20 protein-coding genes and 1 pseudogene are annotated in these 17221 nt (G+C 70.2%); 19 read left to right on the top strand and 2 right to left on the bottom strand.

The window, feature by feature from the left end:
• The coding region (locus G3I19_RS24730) for a class I SAM-dependent methyltransferase (protein WP_164265904.1) at positions 1–314 on the bottom strand (314 nt) is incomplete at its 3' end.
• Between the two features lie 220 nt (positions 315–534).
• Between G3I19_RS24730 and proS the strand changes: the two genes are divergently transcribed.
• From proS to G3I19_RS24640, 18 genes are all read left to right on the top strand, one after another.
• Positions 535–1989 carry a proline--tRNA ligase gene (gene proS, locus G3I19_RS24725; protein WP_164265903.1) on the top strand — a complete coding sequence of 485 codons (1455 nt, stop codon included), beginning with the start codon at positions 535–537 and terminating at the stop codon, positions 1987–1989.
• A 292-nt stretch (positions 1990–2281) separates the two neighbouring features.
• Positions 2282–2875, top strand: a complete 594-nt coding sequence (locus G3I19_RS24720; RefSeq protein ID WP_164265902.1) for a hypothetical protein — start codon at positions 2282–2284, stop codon at positions 2873–2875.
• Between the two features lie 163 nt (positions 2876–3038).
• Complete coding sequence (rpsP, locus tag G3I19_RS24715; RefSeq protein ID WP_164265901.1) at positions 3039–3485, top strand: 30S ribosomal protein S16; 447 nt, start codon at positions 3039–3041, stop codon at positions 3483–3485.
• 2 nt (positions 3486–3487) lie between these two features.
• Positions 3488–3727, top strand: a complete 240-nt coding sequence (locus G3I19_RS24710; protein WP_164265900.1) for an RNA-binding protein — start codon at positions 3488–3490, stop codon at positions 3725–3727.
• A 146-nt stretch (positions 3728–3873) separates the two neighbouring features.
• Positions 3874–4479 carry a ribosome maturation factor RimM gene (gene rimM / locus G3I19_RS24705; RefSeq protein WP_164265899.1) on the top strand — a complete coding sequence of 202 codons (606 nt, stop codon included), beginning with the start codon at positions 3874–3876 and terminating at the stop codon, positions 4477–4479.
• Positions 4479–5300, top strand: coding sequence for a tRNA (guanosine(37)-N1)-methyltransferase TrmD (gene trmD / locus G3I19_RS24700; RefSeq protein WP_164265898.1), 822 nt, complete (start codon positions 4479–4481; stop codon positions 5298–5300). Before rimM ends, trmD begins: the two co-directional genes overlap by 1 nt.
• Positions 5301–5431: 131 nt before the next feature.
• A complete protein-coding gene (rplS, locus tag G3I19_RS24695; RefSeq protein ID WP_164265897.1) occupies positions 5432–5782 on the top strand; it encodes a 50S ribosomal protein L19 in 351 nt (116 codons plus the stop codon).
• A 33-nt stretch (positions 5783–5815) separates the two neighbouring features.
• Positions 5816–6583: a signal peptidase I gene (lepB, locus tag G3I19_RS24690; protein WP_164265896.1), complete on the top strand. Its 768-nt coding sequence runs from the start codon at positions 5816–5818 to the stop codon at positions 6581–6583.
• The gene (lepB, locus tag G3I19_RS24685; protein ID WP_164265895.1) at positions 6576–7682 is read left to right on the top strand and encodes a signal peptidase I; all 1107 of its coding nucleotides are present in this window, start codon (positions 6576–6578) and stop codon (positions 7680–7682) included. The genes lepB (G3I19_RS24690) and lepB (G3I19_RS24685) overlap by 8 nt, the downstream gene beginning before the upstream one ends.
• Entirely contained in the window at positions 7597–8586 is a 990-nt protein-coding gene (gene lepB, locus G3I19_RS24680) for a signal peptidase I (RefSeq protein WP_164265906.1), read from the top strand. Before lepB (G3I19_RS24685) ends, lepB (G3I19_RS24680) begins: the two co-directional genes overlap by 86 nt.
• Positions 8587–8631: 45 nt before the next feature.
• Entirely contained in the window at positions 8632–9378 is a 747-nt protein-coding gene (lepB, locus tag G3I19_RS24675) for a signal peptidase I (RefSeq protein ID WP_164265894.1), read from the top strand.
• On the top strand, positions 9368–9856 hold the full coding sequence (locus G3I19_RS24670) for an NUDIX hydrolase (RefSeq protein ID WP_164265893.1): 489 nt from the start codon (positions 9368–9370) through the stop codon (positions 9854–9856). Before lepB (G3I19_RS24675) ends, G3I19_RS24670 begins: the two co-directional genes overlap by 11 nt.
• A 54-nt stretch (positions 9857–9910) precedes the next feature.
• A complete protein-coding gene (locus tag G3I19_RS24665) occupies positions 9911–10219 on the top strand; it encodes a DUF2469 domain-containing protein (protein WP_003965949.1) in 309 nt (102 codons plus the stop codon).
• Positions 10220–10317: 98 nt separating this feature from the next.
• Positions 10318–10677, top strand: coding sequence for a YraN family protein (locus G3I19_RS24660; RefSeq protein ID WP_164265892.1), 360 nt, complete (start codon positions 10318–10320; stop codon positions 10675–10677).
• On the top strand, positions 10677–12299 hold the full coding sequence (locus tag G3I19_RS24655; RefSeq protein WP_164265891.1) for a YifB family Mg chelatase-like AAA ATPase: 1623 nt from the start codon (positions 10677–10679) through the stop codon (positions 12297–12299). The genes G3I19_RS24660 and G3I19_RS24655 overlap by 1 nt, the downstream gene beginning before the upstream one ends.
• Complete coding sequence (dprA, locus tag G3I19_RS24650) at positions 12296–13468, top strand: DNA-processing protein DprA (RefSeq protein WP_164265890.1); 1173 nt, start codon at positions 12296–12298, stop codon at positions 13466–13468. The genes G3I19_RS24655 and dprA overlap by 4 nt, the downstream gene beginning before the upstream one ends.
• A 208-nt stretch (positions 13469–13676) precedes the next feature.
• Complete coding sequence (gene whiG, locus G3I19_RS24645; RefSeq protein WP_164265889.1) at positions 13677–14513, top strand: RNA polymerase sigma factor WhiG; 837 nt, start codon at positions 13677–13679, stop codon at positions 14511–14513.
• 73 nt (positions 14514–14586) lie between these two features.
• Positions 14587–15144: a TetR/AcrR family transcriptional regulator gene (locus G3I19_RS24640; RefSeq protein ID WP_164265905.1), complete on the top strand. Its 558-nt coding sequence runs from the start codon at positions 14587–14589 to the stop codon at positions 15142–15144.
• A 148-nt stretch (positions 15145–15292) separates the two neighbouring features.
• Here the strand turns inward: G3I19_RS24640 and G3I19_RS24635 are convergent.
• Positions 15293–15721: pseudogene (locus tag G3I19_RS24635) on the bottom strand (M23 family metallopeptidase); the annotation flags it as partial.
• 645 nt (positions 15722–16366) lie between these two features.
• Between G3I19_RS24635 and rpsB the strand changes: the two are divergent.
• Positions 16367–17221: 30S ribosomal protein S2 (rpsB, locus tag G3I19_RS24630; RefSeq protein WP_164265888.1), on the top strand; the 855-nt coding region annotated here is incomplete at its 3' end.

The raw sequence follows: 17221 nt of genomic DNA, 5'->3' as shown, positions 1-17221 counted from the left end.
CCCGGCGCGGCGTCGGGGCCGTCCGGGCTGTCGGGCAGCAGCCGCTCCCGGGCCAGCGCGATGCGCTCGGCGTGTGTGTCCACACCGGTGACGCTCGCGCCACGGGCCGCGGCCATGAGCAGGGCGAGCCCCGAGCCGCAGCCGATGCCCAGCAGCCGGGTGGCGCTGCCCGCGTCCAGCCGTTTGTAGACCGCGTCGTAGAGCGGCACCAGCATCCGTTCCTGGATCTCGGCCCAGTCGCGGGCACGGGCGACCGCTTCCTCAGTGGGAGTCGCAGCCGCGGACCGGTGGTTCCGGACGAGCGTTGATGACATCGAAGCGCCCCAATTCGCCGAGAGATCAGTTGTGCCCTGTGTGCAAAACCCCCGTGCAGATGTGCGCGCACTGTCCCGTTGCCAGAGAACTCCGCATCCGCGCGCAAGTCCAGGGGTGGTGAGGCAATGCTTGCGTTCCCGGAATATGCATCCCGACCGTGCGCCTCCGGGCGCGAAAATCAATCACGCTTCCGGAGGTACTCGCCGTACGATTCGCGCCATGAAAAAGGCTCCCGTTCTCACGCCCCGGGCGGACGACTTTCCCCGCTGGTACCAGGACTTGATCAACAAGGCCGAACTCGCGGACAACGGTCCGGTGCGGGGCACCATGGTCATCCGCCCGTACGGCTACGGGCTGTGGGAGCGGATGCAGCAGGAGCTGGACGCCCGCATCAAGGCCGCGGGCGCTCAGAACGCCTACTTCCCGCTCTTCATCCCCCAGTCTTACCTGACTCGCGAAGCTGAGCATGTCGAGGGATTCGCACCCGAGCTCGCCGTGGTCACCCATGGCGGTGGCAAGGAGCTCGACGAACCGGTGGTCGTCAGGCCCACATCGGAGACGATCGTCAACGAATACTTCTCGAAATGGGTGCAGAGCTACCGCGATCTGCCGCTGCTCATCAATCAGTGGGCGAACGTGGTCCGTTGGGAGATGCGGCCCAGGGTGTTCCTGCGCACCACGGAATTCCTGTGGCAGGAGGGACACACCGCCCACGCGAGCCGCGCGGAGGCCCATGACTACGCCGCGCACATCCACCGGAACGTCTACGCGGACTTCATGGTCAATGTGCTCGGCATCGATGTCGTACTCGGCCGCAAGACCGCAGCCGAACGGTTCGCGGGCGCGGTCAACACCCTGACGCTCGAAGCCATGATGGGGGACGGCAAGGCCCTCCAGATGGGCACGAGCCATGAGCTCGGCACCAACTTCGCCAAGGCGTTCCACACCGAGTACCTCTCCAAGGACGGCGCGCAGGAACTGGTCTGGCAGACCTCCTGGGGTGCTTCGACCCGGCTGGTCGGCGGCCTGATCATGTCGCACGGCGACGACAGCGGCCTGCGGGTGCCGCCCCGGCTCGCGGCCGTGCAGGCCGTGGTCGTCGCGATCAAGGGGGACGAGGCGGTGGCGAAGGCCCGCGAGACCGGTGCGCGGCTGGCGGCGGCGGGGATCAGGGTCCGCGTCGACGACCGCACCGACATCCCCTTCGGCAGGCGGGCCGTCGACTGGGAGCTCAAGGGGGTCCCGGTACGGATCGAGATCGGCCCGCGGGACCTGGCGGAGGGCACGGCGGTGCTGGTCCGCAGGGTGGTGGATCCGCACGGCCCCGGCGGTCCGGGGGGTCCCGGAGGGCCCGGTGGCAAGGAGTCCGTACGGGTGGACGAGCTGCCCGGGCTGCTGCCCGCGGTGCTCGAAGAGGCGCAGAGTCTGCTGCTGCGTGAGTCGCGGGAGCGCCGTGAGGCCCGTACCAGCGAGGTGCGGACAGCCGGCGAGGCCGCCGAGGTGGCGGCCGCGGGCGGCTGGGCCCGGATCCCGTGGGACCTGCTCGGCCCTGAGGGCGAGGCCGCACTCGCCGGGCAGTCGGCATCCGTACGGTGTCTGGTGGCCGAAGACGGGTCGGTTCCGGAGTCGGACGGCGCTCCCGGTACCGTCGCTCTGGTCGCCCGTGCGTACTAGGCGCTGCGTTCCGTGCCGTGCGTACCGGTGGGTGTCCGGTGACCGGCCGGTGAATCGGCCGGAATACCCCTTGCGGCGACGGCCGGCCGGGTCCGGACCGGCGCGGGCCCGGGGCCATGCGCCGGGGCGTACGCGACCCTACGTACCACCTTGGTGCGAGCTGTGAGGCTTCTCCGCAGATCAGCGCACCCGCCCGCGTCCGGACGCATCAAGGGCAACTGACGGGTACGTGCAAATTATTTGGGATGCCCCGGAATAGGAACACAGCGGTACCCCGGCTCGTTGTCACGACGTGAGCACGACACCAACTGTCCTCGCCGCAGAGCTGGCGCAGGCGTGGGCCGATATTCAGCGGTACCACCCCGAGCTGCCGGATCTAGCCGCGCCCGAGTCCCTGATCGGCGAGTCCTCGTCCGCCTGCGGCGCTGAACTCTCCTTCGAGCGACTGCTCCATGAGGCAGTCCACGGCATCGCCGCCGCGAGAGGTGTCCGCGACACCTCCCGCGCCGGCCGCTACCACAACCGCAGGTTCCTGGCGATCGCCGAGGAGATGGGCCTCGACCACCCCGAGGAGCCGCACCCCAGCAGCGGCTTCTCGCTGGTCTCGCTCAACCCCGAGGCGAAGCGCCGGTACCGGCAGACGGCCGAACGGCTGCAGCGCGCCCTCAAGGCGCACACCGCCGCCACGGCCGCCGACACCAAGCGCTCCTTCCGCGGACCTGCCGCCCGGCACGGTTCATCCGGTGGCGGTGTGCGGGTGAAGGCGGTCTGCGACTGCGGCCGCAATGTCCGGGTCGTTCCGTCTGTGCTGGCCCAGGCGCCCATCGTCTGCGGTGGCTGCGGGAAGGCTTTCCGTATCCCGGAAGTGGTCGCCGCGGCCGGCTGACCCGGGGTGCCGCAACGTATGGCACAATGGCTAGCTGTACTCGACAGCCGCACAGGAACCCTCTCGTCCTCCGGCTGACGCGTCCATCGGGCACCCGAGTACCGCAACCCCACGTGGCATCTCGTTGTGCCCAACCACGTCAAGACCAGGAGACACCACTTCCGTGGCAGTCAAGATCAAGCTGAAGCGTCTGGGCAAGATCCGTTCGCCTCACTACCGCATCATTGTCGCTGACTCCCGTACCCGCCGTGATGGCCGGGCCATCGAGGAGATCGGCCTGTACCACCCGGTGCAGAACCCCTCGCGCATCGAGGTCAACTCGGAGCGTGCGCAGTACTGGCTGTCCGTCGGCGCCCAGCCGACCGAGCCGGTCATGGCGATCCTGAAGCTCACCGGTGACTGGCAGGCGCACAAGGGCCTCCCGGCCCCCGCGCCGCTGCTGCAGCCGGAGCCGAAGGCCGACAAGCGCGCCGCGTTCGAGGCGTTCGCCAAGTCCATCGAGGGCGACGAGCCGAAGGGTGAGGCCATCACCCCGAAGGCGAAGAAGGCCGACAAGAAGGCGGACGAGGCGGCTCCGGCCGCTGACTCCACCGAGTCGACCGAGGCCTGAGCATGCTCGAGGAGGCTCTCGAGCACCTCGTGAAGGGCATCGTCGACAACCCCGACGACGTACAGGTCGCTTCGCGCAACCTCCGTCGCGGGCAGGTGCTGGAGGTCCGGGTACACCCCGACGACCTCGGTAAGGTGATCGGCCGCAACGGCCGCACCGCGCGCGCCCTGCGCACCATCGTGGGCGCCATCGGCGGCCGTGGCATCCGGGTCGACCTCGTCGACGTGGACCAGGTCCGCTGAGAAGTAGCTGAACACCGGCTCGGGCCGGGGAGGGCTGAGAAGCCGTCCCCGGCCTTTGTCGTCCGCGGCCCGCGCGGCAACACTGGAAGCAGCAGAACCGGCAGGACCGGCAGAAACCGCAGGTACAGCAGAATGAGGAGCGAAGCGTGCAACTGGTAGTCGCACGGATCGGGCGCGCCCACGGGATCAAGGGTGAAGTCACCGTGGAGGTGCGGACCGACGAGCCCGAGCTGCGGCTCGGCCCCGGCGCGGTGCTCACCACCGACCCTGCGGCCACCGGGCCGCTGACCATCGAGACCGGCCGGGTGCACAGCGGCAGGCTGCTGCTGCGCTTCGCGGGGGTCACGGACCGGACGGCCGCCGAGGCGCTCCGGAACACCCTGCTGATCGCCGACGTCGACCCGCGGCAGACTCCTGAGGACCCCGAGGAGTACTACGACCACCAGCTGATGGACCTCGACGTGGTGCTGGCCGACGGCACCGAGATCGGCCGGATCACCGAGATCACCCACCTGCCATCGCAGGACCTCTTCATCGTGGAGCGGCCCGACGGCAGCGAGGTGATGATCCCGTTCGTCGAGGAGATCGTCACCGGGATCGACCTGGAGGAGCAGCGGGCCGTCATCGACCCGCCGCCCGGCCTGATCGACGCCGACCAGGCCGAGATCGCGGGTGCCCGGGACGAAGCCGCCGAGGAGCAAGCCGCCGGGGACGAAGCCGCCGAGTCCGCGAACGCCAGGGACGGCGACTGATGCGGCTCGACGTCGTCACGATCTTCCCCGAGTACCTCGAACCGCTGAACGTCTCGCTGGTCGGCAAGGCGCGCGCCCGCGGCCGGCTCGACGTACAGGTGCACGACCTGCGCGACTGGACGTACGACCGGCACAACACGGTCGACGACACCCCGTACGGCGGCGGCCCCGGCATGGTCATGAAGACCGAGCCCTGGGGCGATGCGCTGGACGAGGTGCTGGCCGCCGGCTACGAGGCGGGGGCGTCGGGCCCGGTCCTGGTCGTGCCCACGCCCAGCGGCCGGCCCTTCACCCAGCAGGTCGCGGTCGAGCTGTCCGAGCGGCCCTGGCTGGTCTTCACGCCCGCCAGGTACGAGGGCATCGACCGGCGGGTGGTGGACGAGTACGCGACCCGGATGCCGGTCTACGAGGTGTCCATCGGGGACTACGTCCTGGCCGGTGGCGAGGCCGCCGTCCTGGTGATCACGGAAGCCGTCGCCCGGCTGCTCCCCGGGGTGCTCGGCAACGCCGAATCGCACCGGGACGACTCCTTCGCCACCGGCGCGATGGCCGACCTGCTGGAGGGGCCCGTCTACACGAAGCCGCCCGAGTGGCGTGGCCGGGGCATCCCGGACGTCCTGCTGAGCGGCCACCACGGGAAGATCGCACGCTGGCGCAGGGACGAGGCGTTCCGTCGTACGGATCTCAACAGGCCGGATCTGCTGGAGCGCAGCGACCCCGCGTCCTTCGGCAAGAAGGACCGCGAGATGCTCTCGATCCTGGGCTGGAAGCAGGGTCCCGGAGGGCGATTTGGGCGAGAGCCCGGAGCCGTGGAAGAATAGGCCGCTGCTGTACGTCCGGCGTGCGCCCCTGCCACAGGGGGAACGACGACCGTCCGACGCGATCAGCTCCCGAAACTCATCACGATGATTCCGTCGATGACCTGTGGCATCGGCGAAGAAAGCAGAAGATCATGTCCAGCCTGCTCAACGACGTCAAGGCCGCTTCGCTCCGGTCCGACCTGCCGGCCTTCCGCGCCGGTGACACGGTCAACGTCCACGTCCGTGTCATCGAGGGCAACCGCTCGCGTATCCAGCAGTTCAAGGGTGTCGTCATCCGCCGCCAGGGTGCGGGCGTCAGCGAGACCTTCACGGTCCGCAAGGTCTCCTTCTCCGTCGGCGTCGAGCGCACCTTCCCGGTGCACAGCCCGATCTTCGAGAAGATCGAGCTCGTGACCCGCGGTGACGTCCGTCGCGCGAAGCTGTACTACCTCCGTGAGCTGCGCGGCAAGGCCGCGAAGATCAAGGAGAAGCGCGACCACTGAGTCCACAGGGCGGCCGGATAAGCTCTGGCCCCGATGGACACCGAAGCACAGCACACGGAGCGCGACCGCTCACCCGAACCGGATACGTCCGGTGAGGAGGAGCGGTCGCGCTCCGTGCGTCTCTCCGCACTGGTCGAGGGACCGTGGCGCAAGGCCGGGCTGCTGGTCCTCGTCTGCGCGGTGTTCCTGCTGCTGCTGAGTACGTATGTGGTCCAGCCGTTCCTCATCCCCAGCGGCTCCATGGAACCGGAGCTCCAGGTGGGGGACCGGGTGCTGGTGAACAAGCTGGCCTACCGGTTCGGCGACGAGCCGCGGCGCGGGGACGTGGTGGTCTTCGACGGCACCGGCTCCTTCGTACAGGACGCGCCGGCGCGGAACCCGGTGAGCCGGGTGGTGCGCGGTGCGGCGGCGGCGCTGGGACTCGTGGCGCCCACCGGTACCGATTATGTGAAGCGTGTGGTGGGGGTGGGCGGCGACCGTGTGGTCTGCTGCGACAGGCGCGGGCGGATCAAGGTGAACGGGCAGCCGGTGGACGAGCCGTACGTGTATCCCGGCAACCCGCCCTCCCAGGTGCCCTTCGACATCGTGGTGCCCGCCGGGACGCTCTGGGTGATGGGCGACCACCGCTCCCGCTCCAGCGACTCCCGCGACCATCTCGGCGATCCCGGTGGCGGGATGGTCCCGGTGGACGAGGTGATCGGGCGGGCCGGCTGGATCGGCTGGCCGGTCGGCCGCTGGACCTCGCTGGAGCGGACCGGTGCCTTCGACCGGGTGCCTGCGGCCGGCGGCCGCCATGGGTAACCGTGGGAGAGCCCGCGGCAGCGGCGCGACCGGCCAGCGGCCGGCGGCGGCTGACGGCCCCACGGGCGAGCGGTCCCTGCCCACCAGGGCCGAGCGGCGCAGACTCGCGCGCAAGGTCCAGCGGCGGCGCAGACGCTCCACGGCCCGGGAGATCCCCGTCCTCATCGTCGTGGCGGTCGTGATCGCGCTGGTGCTCAAGACGTTCCTGGTACAGGCGTTCGTCATCCCGTCGGGTTCGATGGAGGAGACGATCCGGATCGGAGACCGGGTGCTGGTGGACAAGCTCACCCCCTGGTTCGGCTCGAAGCCGCAGCGCGGCGACGTCGTCGTCTTCAAGGACCCGGGCCACTGGCTGCCGCCGGGGGAGAGCACCACGCAGGACTCCTCGTTCCCCGTCAAGCAGCTCAAGGCCGGCCTGACTTTCATCGGGCTGTTGCCGTCGAACGACGAACAGGACCTGATCAAGCGGGTCATCGGGGTCGGCGGGGACACCGTGAAGTGCTGCGACAAGGACGGCAGGGTCACCGTCAACGGCACGCCCCTGAACGAGCCGTATCTCCATCCGGGAAACCCGCCGTCCGAGCTGAAGTTCGAGGTGAAGGTCCCGGCGGGGCGGCTCTTCGTGATGGGTGACCACCGGTCCAACTCGGCGGATTCCAGGTTCCATCTGGACGAGCCGTACCACGGGACGGTGCCGGTGAGCGGTGTGGTGGGGCGGGCGGTTGTCATCGCCTGGCCGCTGGGACACTGGAGCCGGCTCAAGGAGCCGGCCACCTTCGCGTCGGTGGCGTCCGCGTCGGTGGCGTCCGCGCCGCTGGCGTCCGTGTCGGGGGCGGCGGCGTCCGGGGCCATGGATCCGCAAAGCCCCGGTCAGCAGCGGCTCGTGGCTCAGGATCGGCACGTAAACTTCCCGCTCCCGACTCCTGCGGAACTTCCGCTCGTTATGGGAGTGGTGGGCCTGCGTCTCCCCGGAGGCAGGCGACGGCACGGAGTGAGGAGTGGATGTGGGGGACGTGGCGGTCGGCGCGCGATCCGGACACGAAGAGCCAGAGGACCGGCCAGGGCCGCCCGTTGGTGGCGAGGGAACGGAAGCCTCTGACGGCGGGAGGTCCGACAGGGCCGGTGGCCAGCACAGGGCCGGCGGCCGGCAGGAAGGGCCCGGCGGACCCGGCGGGCCGTACGGTCCGGACGATGGCGACGGGAACGGCGAAGGCACCGGGAGCACCCGGACGAAGGAACCGAAGAAACAGCGCTCCTTCTGGAAGGAGCTGCCGCTCCTCATCGGTATCGCGCTGGTCCTGGCCCTGTTGATCAAGACCTTCCTGGTCCAGGCGTTCTCGATCCCGTCCGACTCGATGCAGGACACCCTGCAGCGCGGCGACCGGGTGCTGGTCGACAAACTGACGCCGTGGTTCGGCTCGGAGCCCGACCGGGGCGATGTCGTGGTGTTCCACGACCCGGGCGGCTGGCTGGAGGGCGAGCCGACCCCGACGCCGAACGTGGCGCAGAAGTTCCTGAGCTTCATCGGCCTGATGCCGTCCGCGGAGGAGAAGGACCTGATCAAGCGGGTCATCGCGGTCGGCGGTGACACGGTTTCCTGCAAGAAGGGCGGCCCGGTCGTCGTCAACGGCAAGGCGCTCTCCGAGAAGTCGTACATCTACCCGGGCAACACCCCGTGCGACGACCAGCCGTTCGGGCCGATCCATGTGCCCAAGGGCCGGATCTGGGTGATGGGCGACCACCGCCAGGACTCGCTCGACTCCCGCTACCACCAGCAACTGCCCGGTGGTGGCACGGTGTCCGACAAGGAGGTCGTCGGACGGGCCTTCGTCGTGGCCTGGCCGGTCAACCGCTGGTCGTGGCTGGGCGTTCCGAGCACCTTCGACCAGAAGGGCATCAACGCCGCAGGTGCGGCCGTTCCCGGCGCGCTGGGACTCGCGGGGGCGTTGCCGCTGGTGATCCGGCGCAGGCGCAGGCTGACCCGCGACGGTACTGCCGGGTAAGGTGCCGTCCCAGGTTGTCGATCTCCGATACGGGGGAGCGCTGGGATGAGCGGAACAGTACGTACGAGTGGCGGAGGCCGGCTCGGCAGTGCGCTGTCGGGCCTGGCCGTGGCCATCGGCTGCGTGCTCTTTCTCGGAGGGTTCGCGTGGGGCGCGGTGGAGTACAAGCCGTACACCGTGCCGACCGACTCGATGACCCCGACCGTGCAGGTCGGGGACCGGGTACTGGCACAGCGAATAGACAGCAGCACGGTGCGCCGCGGGGACGTGGTGGTGTTCAAGGACCCCGACTGGGGCGATATGCCGATGCTGAAGCGGGTGGTCGGGGTCGGCGGCGACAAGGTCGCCTGCTGCGACACCCGGGGCCGGCTCACCGTGAACGGCAAGGGCATCGACGAGCCGTATCTCAAGGCCGATTCGCTCTCCAAGGGGCGGGCATCCGCGGCCGGTTTCACGGTGCAGGTGCCCGAGGGCAGGCTCTTCCTGCTCGGTGACGAGCGCACCAACTCGATGGACTCACGCGTCCACCTCCAGGACGCGGACCACGGCTCGGTCCCGCGCTCGACCGTGTCGGGTCGGGTGGACGCCATCGCCTGGCCGCTGAGCGGCGGAATGATGGAGCGGCCGAAGGGCTTCGCCGCGCTGCCCGGCGGGGTCTCGCAGCCGGGACCGCTGAAGCTGGTGGTGGCGGCCGTACTGGCCGGGGTCGTGCTGATTCTCGGCGGGGCGGTCTACGGACCGATCGCGGGGCGGCTCGGCCGCAGCAGGAAGGTGCCCGCCGATGTCGGCTGAGTTGCGGAAGGTCGCCCGCGTCATCCTGCTCGATCCGGCCGACCGGGTGCTGCTGATGCACGGGTTCGAGCCCGCCGATCCGGCCAGTACCTGGTGGTTCACTCCCGGTGGCGGCGTCGAGGCGGGGGAGACCCACGAGGAGGCCGCGCTCCGCGAGGTGCGGGAGGAGACCGGCATCGACACGGTGGAACTCGGCCCGGTGCTGTGGACCCGGGAGTGCTCGTTCCCGTTCGACGGGCGGCGCTGGAACCAGGATGAACGGTATTTTCTGGGGCGAACCACTCGGACGGCGACCGCCCTGGACGGACTGACCCCGCTGGAGCAGCGCAGTGTCGCGGGGCTGAGGTGGTGGACTTCCGCCGAACTGTCCGCGACGCGTGAGACGGTGTACCCGACCAGGCTCGCCGGGCTGCTGCGCACGCTGCTCGACGAGGGTCCCCCGGCTGCACCGGTGGTCCTGGCCCCGGAAAACGTCTAGGGGTGCGGGGAGCGGCGCACAATAGGGGGACGCACGGCTGAAGGGGAACATGCCATGAGCGCCGAGGACCTCGAGAAGTACGAGACCGAGATGGAGCTGAAGCTCTACCGGGAGTACCGCGACGTTGTCGGCCTGTTCAAATATGTGATCGAGACCGAGCGGCGCTTCTACCTCACCAATGACTACGAGATGCAGGTGCACTCCGTACAGGGCGAGGTTTTTTTCGAGGTGTCGATGGCTGATGCCTGGGTCTGGGACATGTACAGGCCGGCCAGGTTCGTCAAGCAGGTACGTGTGCTGACGTTCAAGGATGTGAACATCGAGGAACTCAACAAGAGTGACCTCGAACTTCCGGGTGGCTGAGTTCCGGGTGGCTGAGTTGTCCACAACCGGCGAGTAATCCACCAAGATCCACACGCTGGAGGCCGGGGCGGCAGAGTCGGTGCCGGAGGTGGTGCCGGATGAACGCACGGGGGGCACTCGGGCGGTACGGCGAGGAGCTGGCGGCGAGGACGCTGGCCGGAGCCGGAATGACCGTCGTCGAGCGGAACTGGCGGTGCAGGTCGGGCGAGATCGACATCGTGGCGCGGGACGGCGACGCACTCGTCGTCTGCGAGGTGAAGACCCGCAGAGAAGGCTCTTTCGAACATCCGATGGCCGCGGTCACCCCGGTCAAGGCCGGCCGGCTCAGACATCTCGCCGAGTGCTGGCTCGCGGCCAACGGCGGAGCGCCCGTCGGCGGGGTACGGATCGATCTGATCGGCGTGCTGCTGCGCAGGCGTGGGGCGCCGCTCGTCGAGCATGCGCGGGGGGTGGCCTGATGGGCTTCGCGCGTGCGTGTTCGGTCGCTCTGGCCGGTGTCGACGGTGTGGTGGTGGAGGTCCAGGCGGACCTCGAACCGGGTATCGCCGCCTTCACGCTGGTGGGGCTCCCGGACAAGAGCCTGGTCGAGAGCCGGGACCGGGTCAGGGCCGCGGTGGTGAACTCGGGCGCCGAGTGGCCGCAGAAGAAGCTCACCGTCGGGCTGAGCCCGGCGTCGGTGCCCAAGAGCGGCAGTGGCTTCGATCTGGCCGTCGCCTGCGCCGTGCTGGGGGCGGCCGAGCGTATCGACCCGAAGGAGATCGCCGATCTGGTGCTCATCGGGGAGCTGGGGCTCGACGGCCGGGTCAGGCCGGTGCGCGGCATCCTGCCCGCCGTGCTGGCGGCCGCCGAAGCGGGATACCGGCGGGTCGTGGTCCCGGAGCAGACCGCAGGGGAGGCGTCACTGGTGCCCGGTGTCTCGGTGCTCGGGGTGCGGAGCCTGCGCCAGCTCGTCGCCGTACTGACCGGTGAGCCGGTCCCCGACGAGGCGGCCCCGGTGCAGGGGCGGCCGGACTCGATGCTGGCCGGGCTGATGGTGCCGGGCGCCGGGGCCGGTACCGGACTCACCCTGGGCGCGGGCCCTGGCGCGGGGCCCGATCTCGCGGACGTGGCGGGACAGCCCGCGGCCAGGAAGGCACTGGAGGTCGCCGCCGCAGGGGCCCACCATCTGCTGCTGCACGGACCGCCCGGCGCGGGCAAGACCATGCTGGCCGAGCGGCTCCCGGCGATCCTGCCACCGCTGACCAGGCGGGAGTCCCTGGAGGTGACCGCGGTCCACTCGGTGGCCGGCATCCTCCCACCGGGGGAGCCACTGATCGGGACCGCGCCCTACTGCGCGCCGCACCACTCGGCGACCATGCAGTCACTGATCGGCGGCGGCAACGGCCTGCCACGGCCTGGAGCAGTGTCCCTGGCGCACCGCGGCGTCCTCTTCCTCGACGAGGCACCCGAATTCTCCGTCCGGGTCCTCGACGCGCTCCGCCAGCCGCTGGAGTCCGGACATGTGGTCGTCGCGCGAAGCGCCGGGGTGGTGCGTCTGCCCGCCGGATTCCTGATGGTGCTGGCCGCCAACCCCTGCCCCTGCGGCCGCCACACGATGAACGGTTCCGGGTGCGAATGCCCGCCGTCGGCCGTCCGGCGCTACCAGTCCAGGCTCTCCGGCCCACTCCTCGACCGGGTGGACCTCCGGGTCGAGGTGGAGCCGGTGCGCCGCTCGGACCTCATGGGCCAGGGCGACGCGGGCGAGTCGTCGGCCGCCGTGGCCGTACGGGTACGGGAGGGCCGTGAGCGGGCGGCCGCGCGGCTCGCCGGTACGCCGTGGACCACCAACAGCGAGGTGCCGGGCCATGAGCTGCGGACCCGCTGGACGGCGGCGCCGGGTGCGCTCGCGGTGGCCGAGCGGGACATGGAGCGGGGGCTGCTCACCGCCCGTGGTCTCGACCGGGTGCTGAGGGTGGCCTGGACGGTCGCCGACCTGGCGGGCCGCGACCGGCCGGGTGCCCAGGACGTCGGGCTGGCGCTCCAGCTGCGTACCGGAGTGGACCGCGGGGCGCTCCTCGCCGCCGGGAAGGACAGCGGATGAACGCGACGGACACCGGCGGGGACGAGCGGGCGGCCCGGGCCGCGCTGACCAGGATCATCGAGCCGGGCGACGAGCTGGGCGGGCGGTGGCTGCGTGAGCTGGGGCCCGTGGAGCTGTGGCGGAGGCTGCGCTCCGTGGCGGACGGCGGGGAGGCGGCGTTCCCAGGGATGAGCGCCAAACGGCTTGCCGGATACCGGCTGCGGGCGGCCGCCACGCGACCCGAGCGGGACCTGCGGGACGCTGCGGCGGGCGGTGGGCGGTTCATCTGCCCGGGCGACGAGGAATGGCCGGCCCAGCTCGACGACCTGGGGGACGCGCGGCCGATCGGGCTCTGGGTGCGGGGCAGGCCCCATCTGCGGATATGGGCGCTGCGCTCCGTCGCCGTGGTCGGCGCCCGGGCGTGTACGGCCTACGGGGCGCACATGGCGGCCACCCTGGGCTCCGGCCTCGCCGAGCTGGGCTGGGTCGTCGTGTCGGGTGCCGCGTTCGGTGTGGACGGCGCCGCCCACCGCGGCGCGCTCGCCGCGGGCGGGGCGACCATCGCGGTGCTGGCCTGCGGAGTCGACACGGTCTATCCGCGCGGCCACGCCGAGATGATCCGGCGGATCGCGGAACAGGGGCTGCTCATCAGCGAGTTGGCGCCGGGGGACCACCCCACGCCCAGCCGGTTCATCCTCCGCAACCGTGTGATCGCCGCCCTCACCCGGGGGACCGTGGTCGTCGAGGCCGAGTACCGCAGCGGCTCACTGGCCACCGCGCGCAGCGCGCAGCAACTGGGCCGGTACACGATGGGCGTGCCCGGGCCGGTCACCAGCGGCCTCTCCGCCGGAGTGCACGAACTGCTGCGCGGCGGTGGCGTACTGGTCACGGACGCGGCCGAAGTCGCCGAGCTGGTGGGGGACATCGGTGATCTGGCACCCGCCAGACGCGGTCCGGTCCTGCCCAGGGACCTGCTGGGCCCGGGCGCCACCCGGGTTCTTGAGGCGCTTCCCGGCCACGGTGCGATGAACGGACGCGATGTGGCCCGTGAGGCGGGGACGACGGCCGATGAGGCGCTCGCCAGGTTGTACGAACTCCACTCGTTGGGGTTCGTTGAACGGCGAAGTGAAGGATGGCAGTTGGCGTCCGGGGTACCACAGATCACCGACGCGCGGCGAGGCGATGCTTGATCTGGGGCAATCGGGTGAAAAGGTGATGTCACAGCCTCGGCAGGGGCCTTCCGGCATCACCTCCCGGACACGGTCCACGCGATGACGTCACACAGGTGCTATGACGTACACATCGCGCCCTGCGATGCTCCAGTCACGCTACGCTCACGAGGAATCCGGCTCAAAACAAGTCCCACGCAGGTCCCAGCAGAACGGCTCAAGGCAACGAATGCCCCAGCACACGTCCGGGTCTGACCGCGCGGCAGCGCCACCGGCTGCACGTGGCCATATTCGGCCCCCCGCGCCGTCGTCGCTCGATGAGCTGTGGCGGTCGTACAAGTCGACGGGCGACAAACGGCTGCGCGAGCAGCTGATCCTGCACTACTCGCCCCTGGTGAAGTACGTCGCGGGCCGGGTCAGCGTGGGGCTGCCGCCCAATGTCGAACAGGCCGACTTCGTGTCGTCGGGCGTCTTCGGGCTGATCGACGCCATCGAGAAGTTCGACATCGAGCGGTCCATCAAGTTCGAGACCTATGCGATCACCCGGATCCGCGGGGCGATGATCGACGAACTCCGCGCGCTCGACTGGATTCCCCGGTCGGTCCGGCAGAAGGCACGCGCCGTCGAGCGCGCCTACGCCACGCTGGAGGCCCAGCTGCGCCGCACCCCGTCCGAGACCGAGGTCGCGGCCGAGATGGGCATCGCCGTCGAGGAACTGCACGCGGTCTTCAGCCAGTTGTCCCTGGCGAACGTGGTGGCCCTGGACGAGCTGCTGCACGTCGGCGGTGAGGGCGGCGACCGGCTGAGCCTGATGGACACCCTGGAGGACACCGCAGCGGACAACCCGGTCGAGCTGGCCGAGGGCCGCGAGCTGCGCAGACTGCTGGCCCGCGCGATCAATACGCTGCCCGACCGGGAGAAGACCGTCGTCACCCTCTACTACTACGAGGGCCTCACACTCGCCGAGATCGGCCATGTCCTCGGGGTCACGGAGAGCCGCGTCAGCCAGATCCACACCAAATCAGTCCTGCAGCTTCGCGCCAAGCTGTCGGACGTCGGCCGCTGATCCCGCAGGCGAATCGTCCCTGCCGGAACGGCTTCCGTAAAGTGGGCCCGTGCCCAGGATTCGAGCGGCCTCCGTGGCCGAACACCGAACCATGCAGCGCAGCGCCCTGCTGGACGCCGCCCGCACCCTCCTCTCCGAAGGCGGCACGGAGGCGCTGACCTTCCCCGCCCTCGCCGAGCGCACCGGCCTCGCGCGCTCCTCCGTCTACGAGTACTTCCGCTCGCGCGCCGCTGTGGTGGAAGAGCTCTGCGCCGTCGACTTCCCGGTCTGGGCCGCGGAGATCGAGTCCGCGATGGAGCGGGCCCCTGATCCGGCCGGCAAGGTCGAGGCGTATGTCCGCCAGCAGCTTGCCCTGGTCGGGGACCAGCGCCACCGGGCCGTCGTGGCCATCTCGGCCGGTGAGCTCGACGCGGGCGCCCGCGAGAAGATCCGTGCCGCACACGGCGGTCTGATCGCGATGATCGTCGAGGCGCTCGAAGCCCTGCGTCACGACCAGCCGAGGCTGGCGGCGATGCTCCTCCAGGGAGTGGTGGACGCGGCAGTGCGGCGTATCGAGACGGGGTCGGCCGAGGACCCCGCCGTGGTGGCCGATGCGGCTGTCGCGATGGCACTGGGCGGTGTCCGGGGCTGACCTTCGCCCGGTTTGCCCCGGACGCCGTCCAGTGATCTCCGGGCTCTGCCGCTGTGTTCGGCGGGCCCTGCCTGATCTGGGGGAATTGCCTGACCTCCGGGGCGCGCTTGATTTCCGGGGCTTGCTTGATCTCCGGCGTTTGCTTGATCTCCGGGATTCCGAATACGGGCAGCAGTCTGGACGGCCCCTGATGCAGCAGGCCGGGCGGGAGCAGCGACAGCGGGTTCAGATAGCTGTCACCGCGCAGCAGCCCCCAGTGCAGGCAGCCCGTAGGGCAGTGGGACGGCCCGGCCTCCCGTACGGCGACCGGCCGGCCCGCGGTGACCTTGTCCCCGGTACTGACGAGCGCCCGGACCGGTTCGTAGGTGGTGCGCAGGGGCGTACCGGCCACCGAGATGGTCAGGACGCCATGACCGGCCACCCGGCCCGCGAACGTGACCCGGCCGGAAGCGGCCGCCAGTACCGGTGTGCCGGGTGGGGCGGCCAGGTCGATCCCACGGTGCCCCGGCCCGTACGGGGAGGCGGGCGGGTCCCAGCCGTGGACGATCCGCGGACGGCCGCCCACCGGCCAGCTGCGGTCAGCCGCCGGAACGGATCCCGCCGGAACAGGGCCCGCCGGAACAGGGCCCGCCGGGGCGGGCCCCGCCCGAACGGCGCCGGATCCCGATAACGCCGACTTCGCCGGCATCGGTGACGTCACCGATGCCGCCGTCGTCCCTGACACGGCTGACACGGCTGACACGGCTGACACGGCTGACACGGCCGACACCGCAGGCACAGCAGGCGCCAGCACCGTGCAGCACACCACCCCGAGGCGCACGAGACGGCTGAGGTGCCCGATACGGCTGAGGTGCCCGAGATGGCTGAGGAGCACGAGGCGCACGAGGCGCGTGAAGGGCACGAGGCGCGTGAAGGGCCGGACGAGTCCGGAGGGCGCGAGGAACATGGGACAACCGTCCCCCCGTACGCCGCTTCGTGGGGATCATGGCCGGTATCTGTGGACTACCAGCCGGTTGTGGACATCGCCGTCACCCGGCACCCACCGGGTCCCGTACACTTCTGGTGGCGATCCGGGTCACCGGGTCGACTTCGCACGCCCCCCATCACCCCATCAGCGGTCGATGGACGCGCCTCTCGGTCCCTCGTGGCACGGCGCGTGTGGGCGTCAGGCGCGACAGCAAACCTGCGGTCGCGACAACCGAGTACATCAAGGAGTACGGCCATGGCCGTCGTCACGATGCGGGAGCTGCTGGAGAGCGGCGTCCACTTCGGTCACCAGACCCGTCGTTGGAACCCGAAGATGAAGCGCTTCATCTTCACGGAGCGCAACGGCATCTACATCATCGACCTGCTCCAGTCGCTGTCGTACATCGACCGCGCCTACGAGTTCGTCAAGGAGACCGTCGCCCACGGCGGCTCCATCATGTTCGTGGGTACCAAGAAGCAGGCCCAGGAAGCCATCGCCGAGCAGGCGACGCGCGTGGGCATGCCCTACGTCAACCAGCGTTGGCTCGGCGGCATGCTGACCAACTTCTCCACCGTCTACAAGCGCCTTCAGCGTCTGAAGGAGCTTGAGCTCATCGACTTCGAGGACGTGGCCGCCTCCGGCCTCACCAAGAAGGAGCTCCTGGTCCTCTCGCGTGAGAAGGCCAAGCTGGAGAAGACTCTCGGTGGTATCCGCGAGATGCAGAAGGTGCCCAGCGCCGTCTGGATCGTCGACACCAAGAAGGAGCACATCGCCGTCGGTGAGGCGCGCAAGCTCCACATCCCGGTCGTCGCGATCCTCGACACCAACTGCGACCCCGACGAGGTCGACTACAAGATCCCGGGCAACGACGACGCGATCCGCTCCGTCACCCTGCTCACCCGCGTGATCGCCGACGCCGTCGCCGAGGGCCTCATCGCCCGCTCCGGCGCTGCGACCGGCGACCAGAAGCCGGGCGAGAAGGCCGCTTCCGAGCCGCTCGCCGAGTGGGAGCGTGACCTGCTCGAGAAGAAGGACGGCGCCGAGGTCGTCCAGACCTCCGCCGAGACCGAGAAGGTCGCTGACGCCGAGGCCGCCGCTGAGACCCCGGCC

Source organism: Streptomyces sp. SID10853 (genome assembly GCF_010548145.1).
Lineage (GTDB): Bacteria > Actinomycetota > Actinomycetes > Streptomycetales > Streptomycetaceae > Streptomyces.
This window is presented reverse-complemented; position numbering and strand designations above follow the sequence as displayed.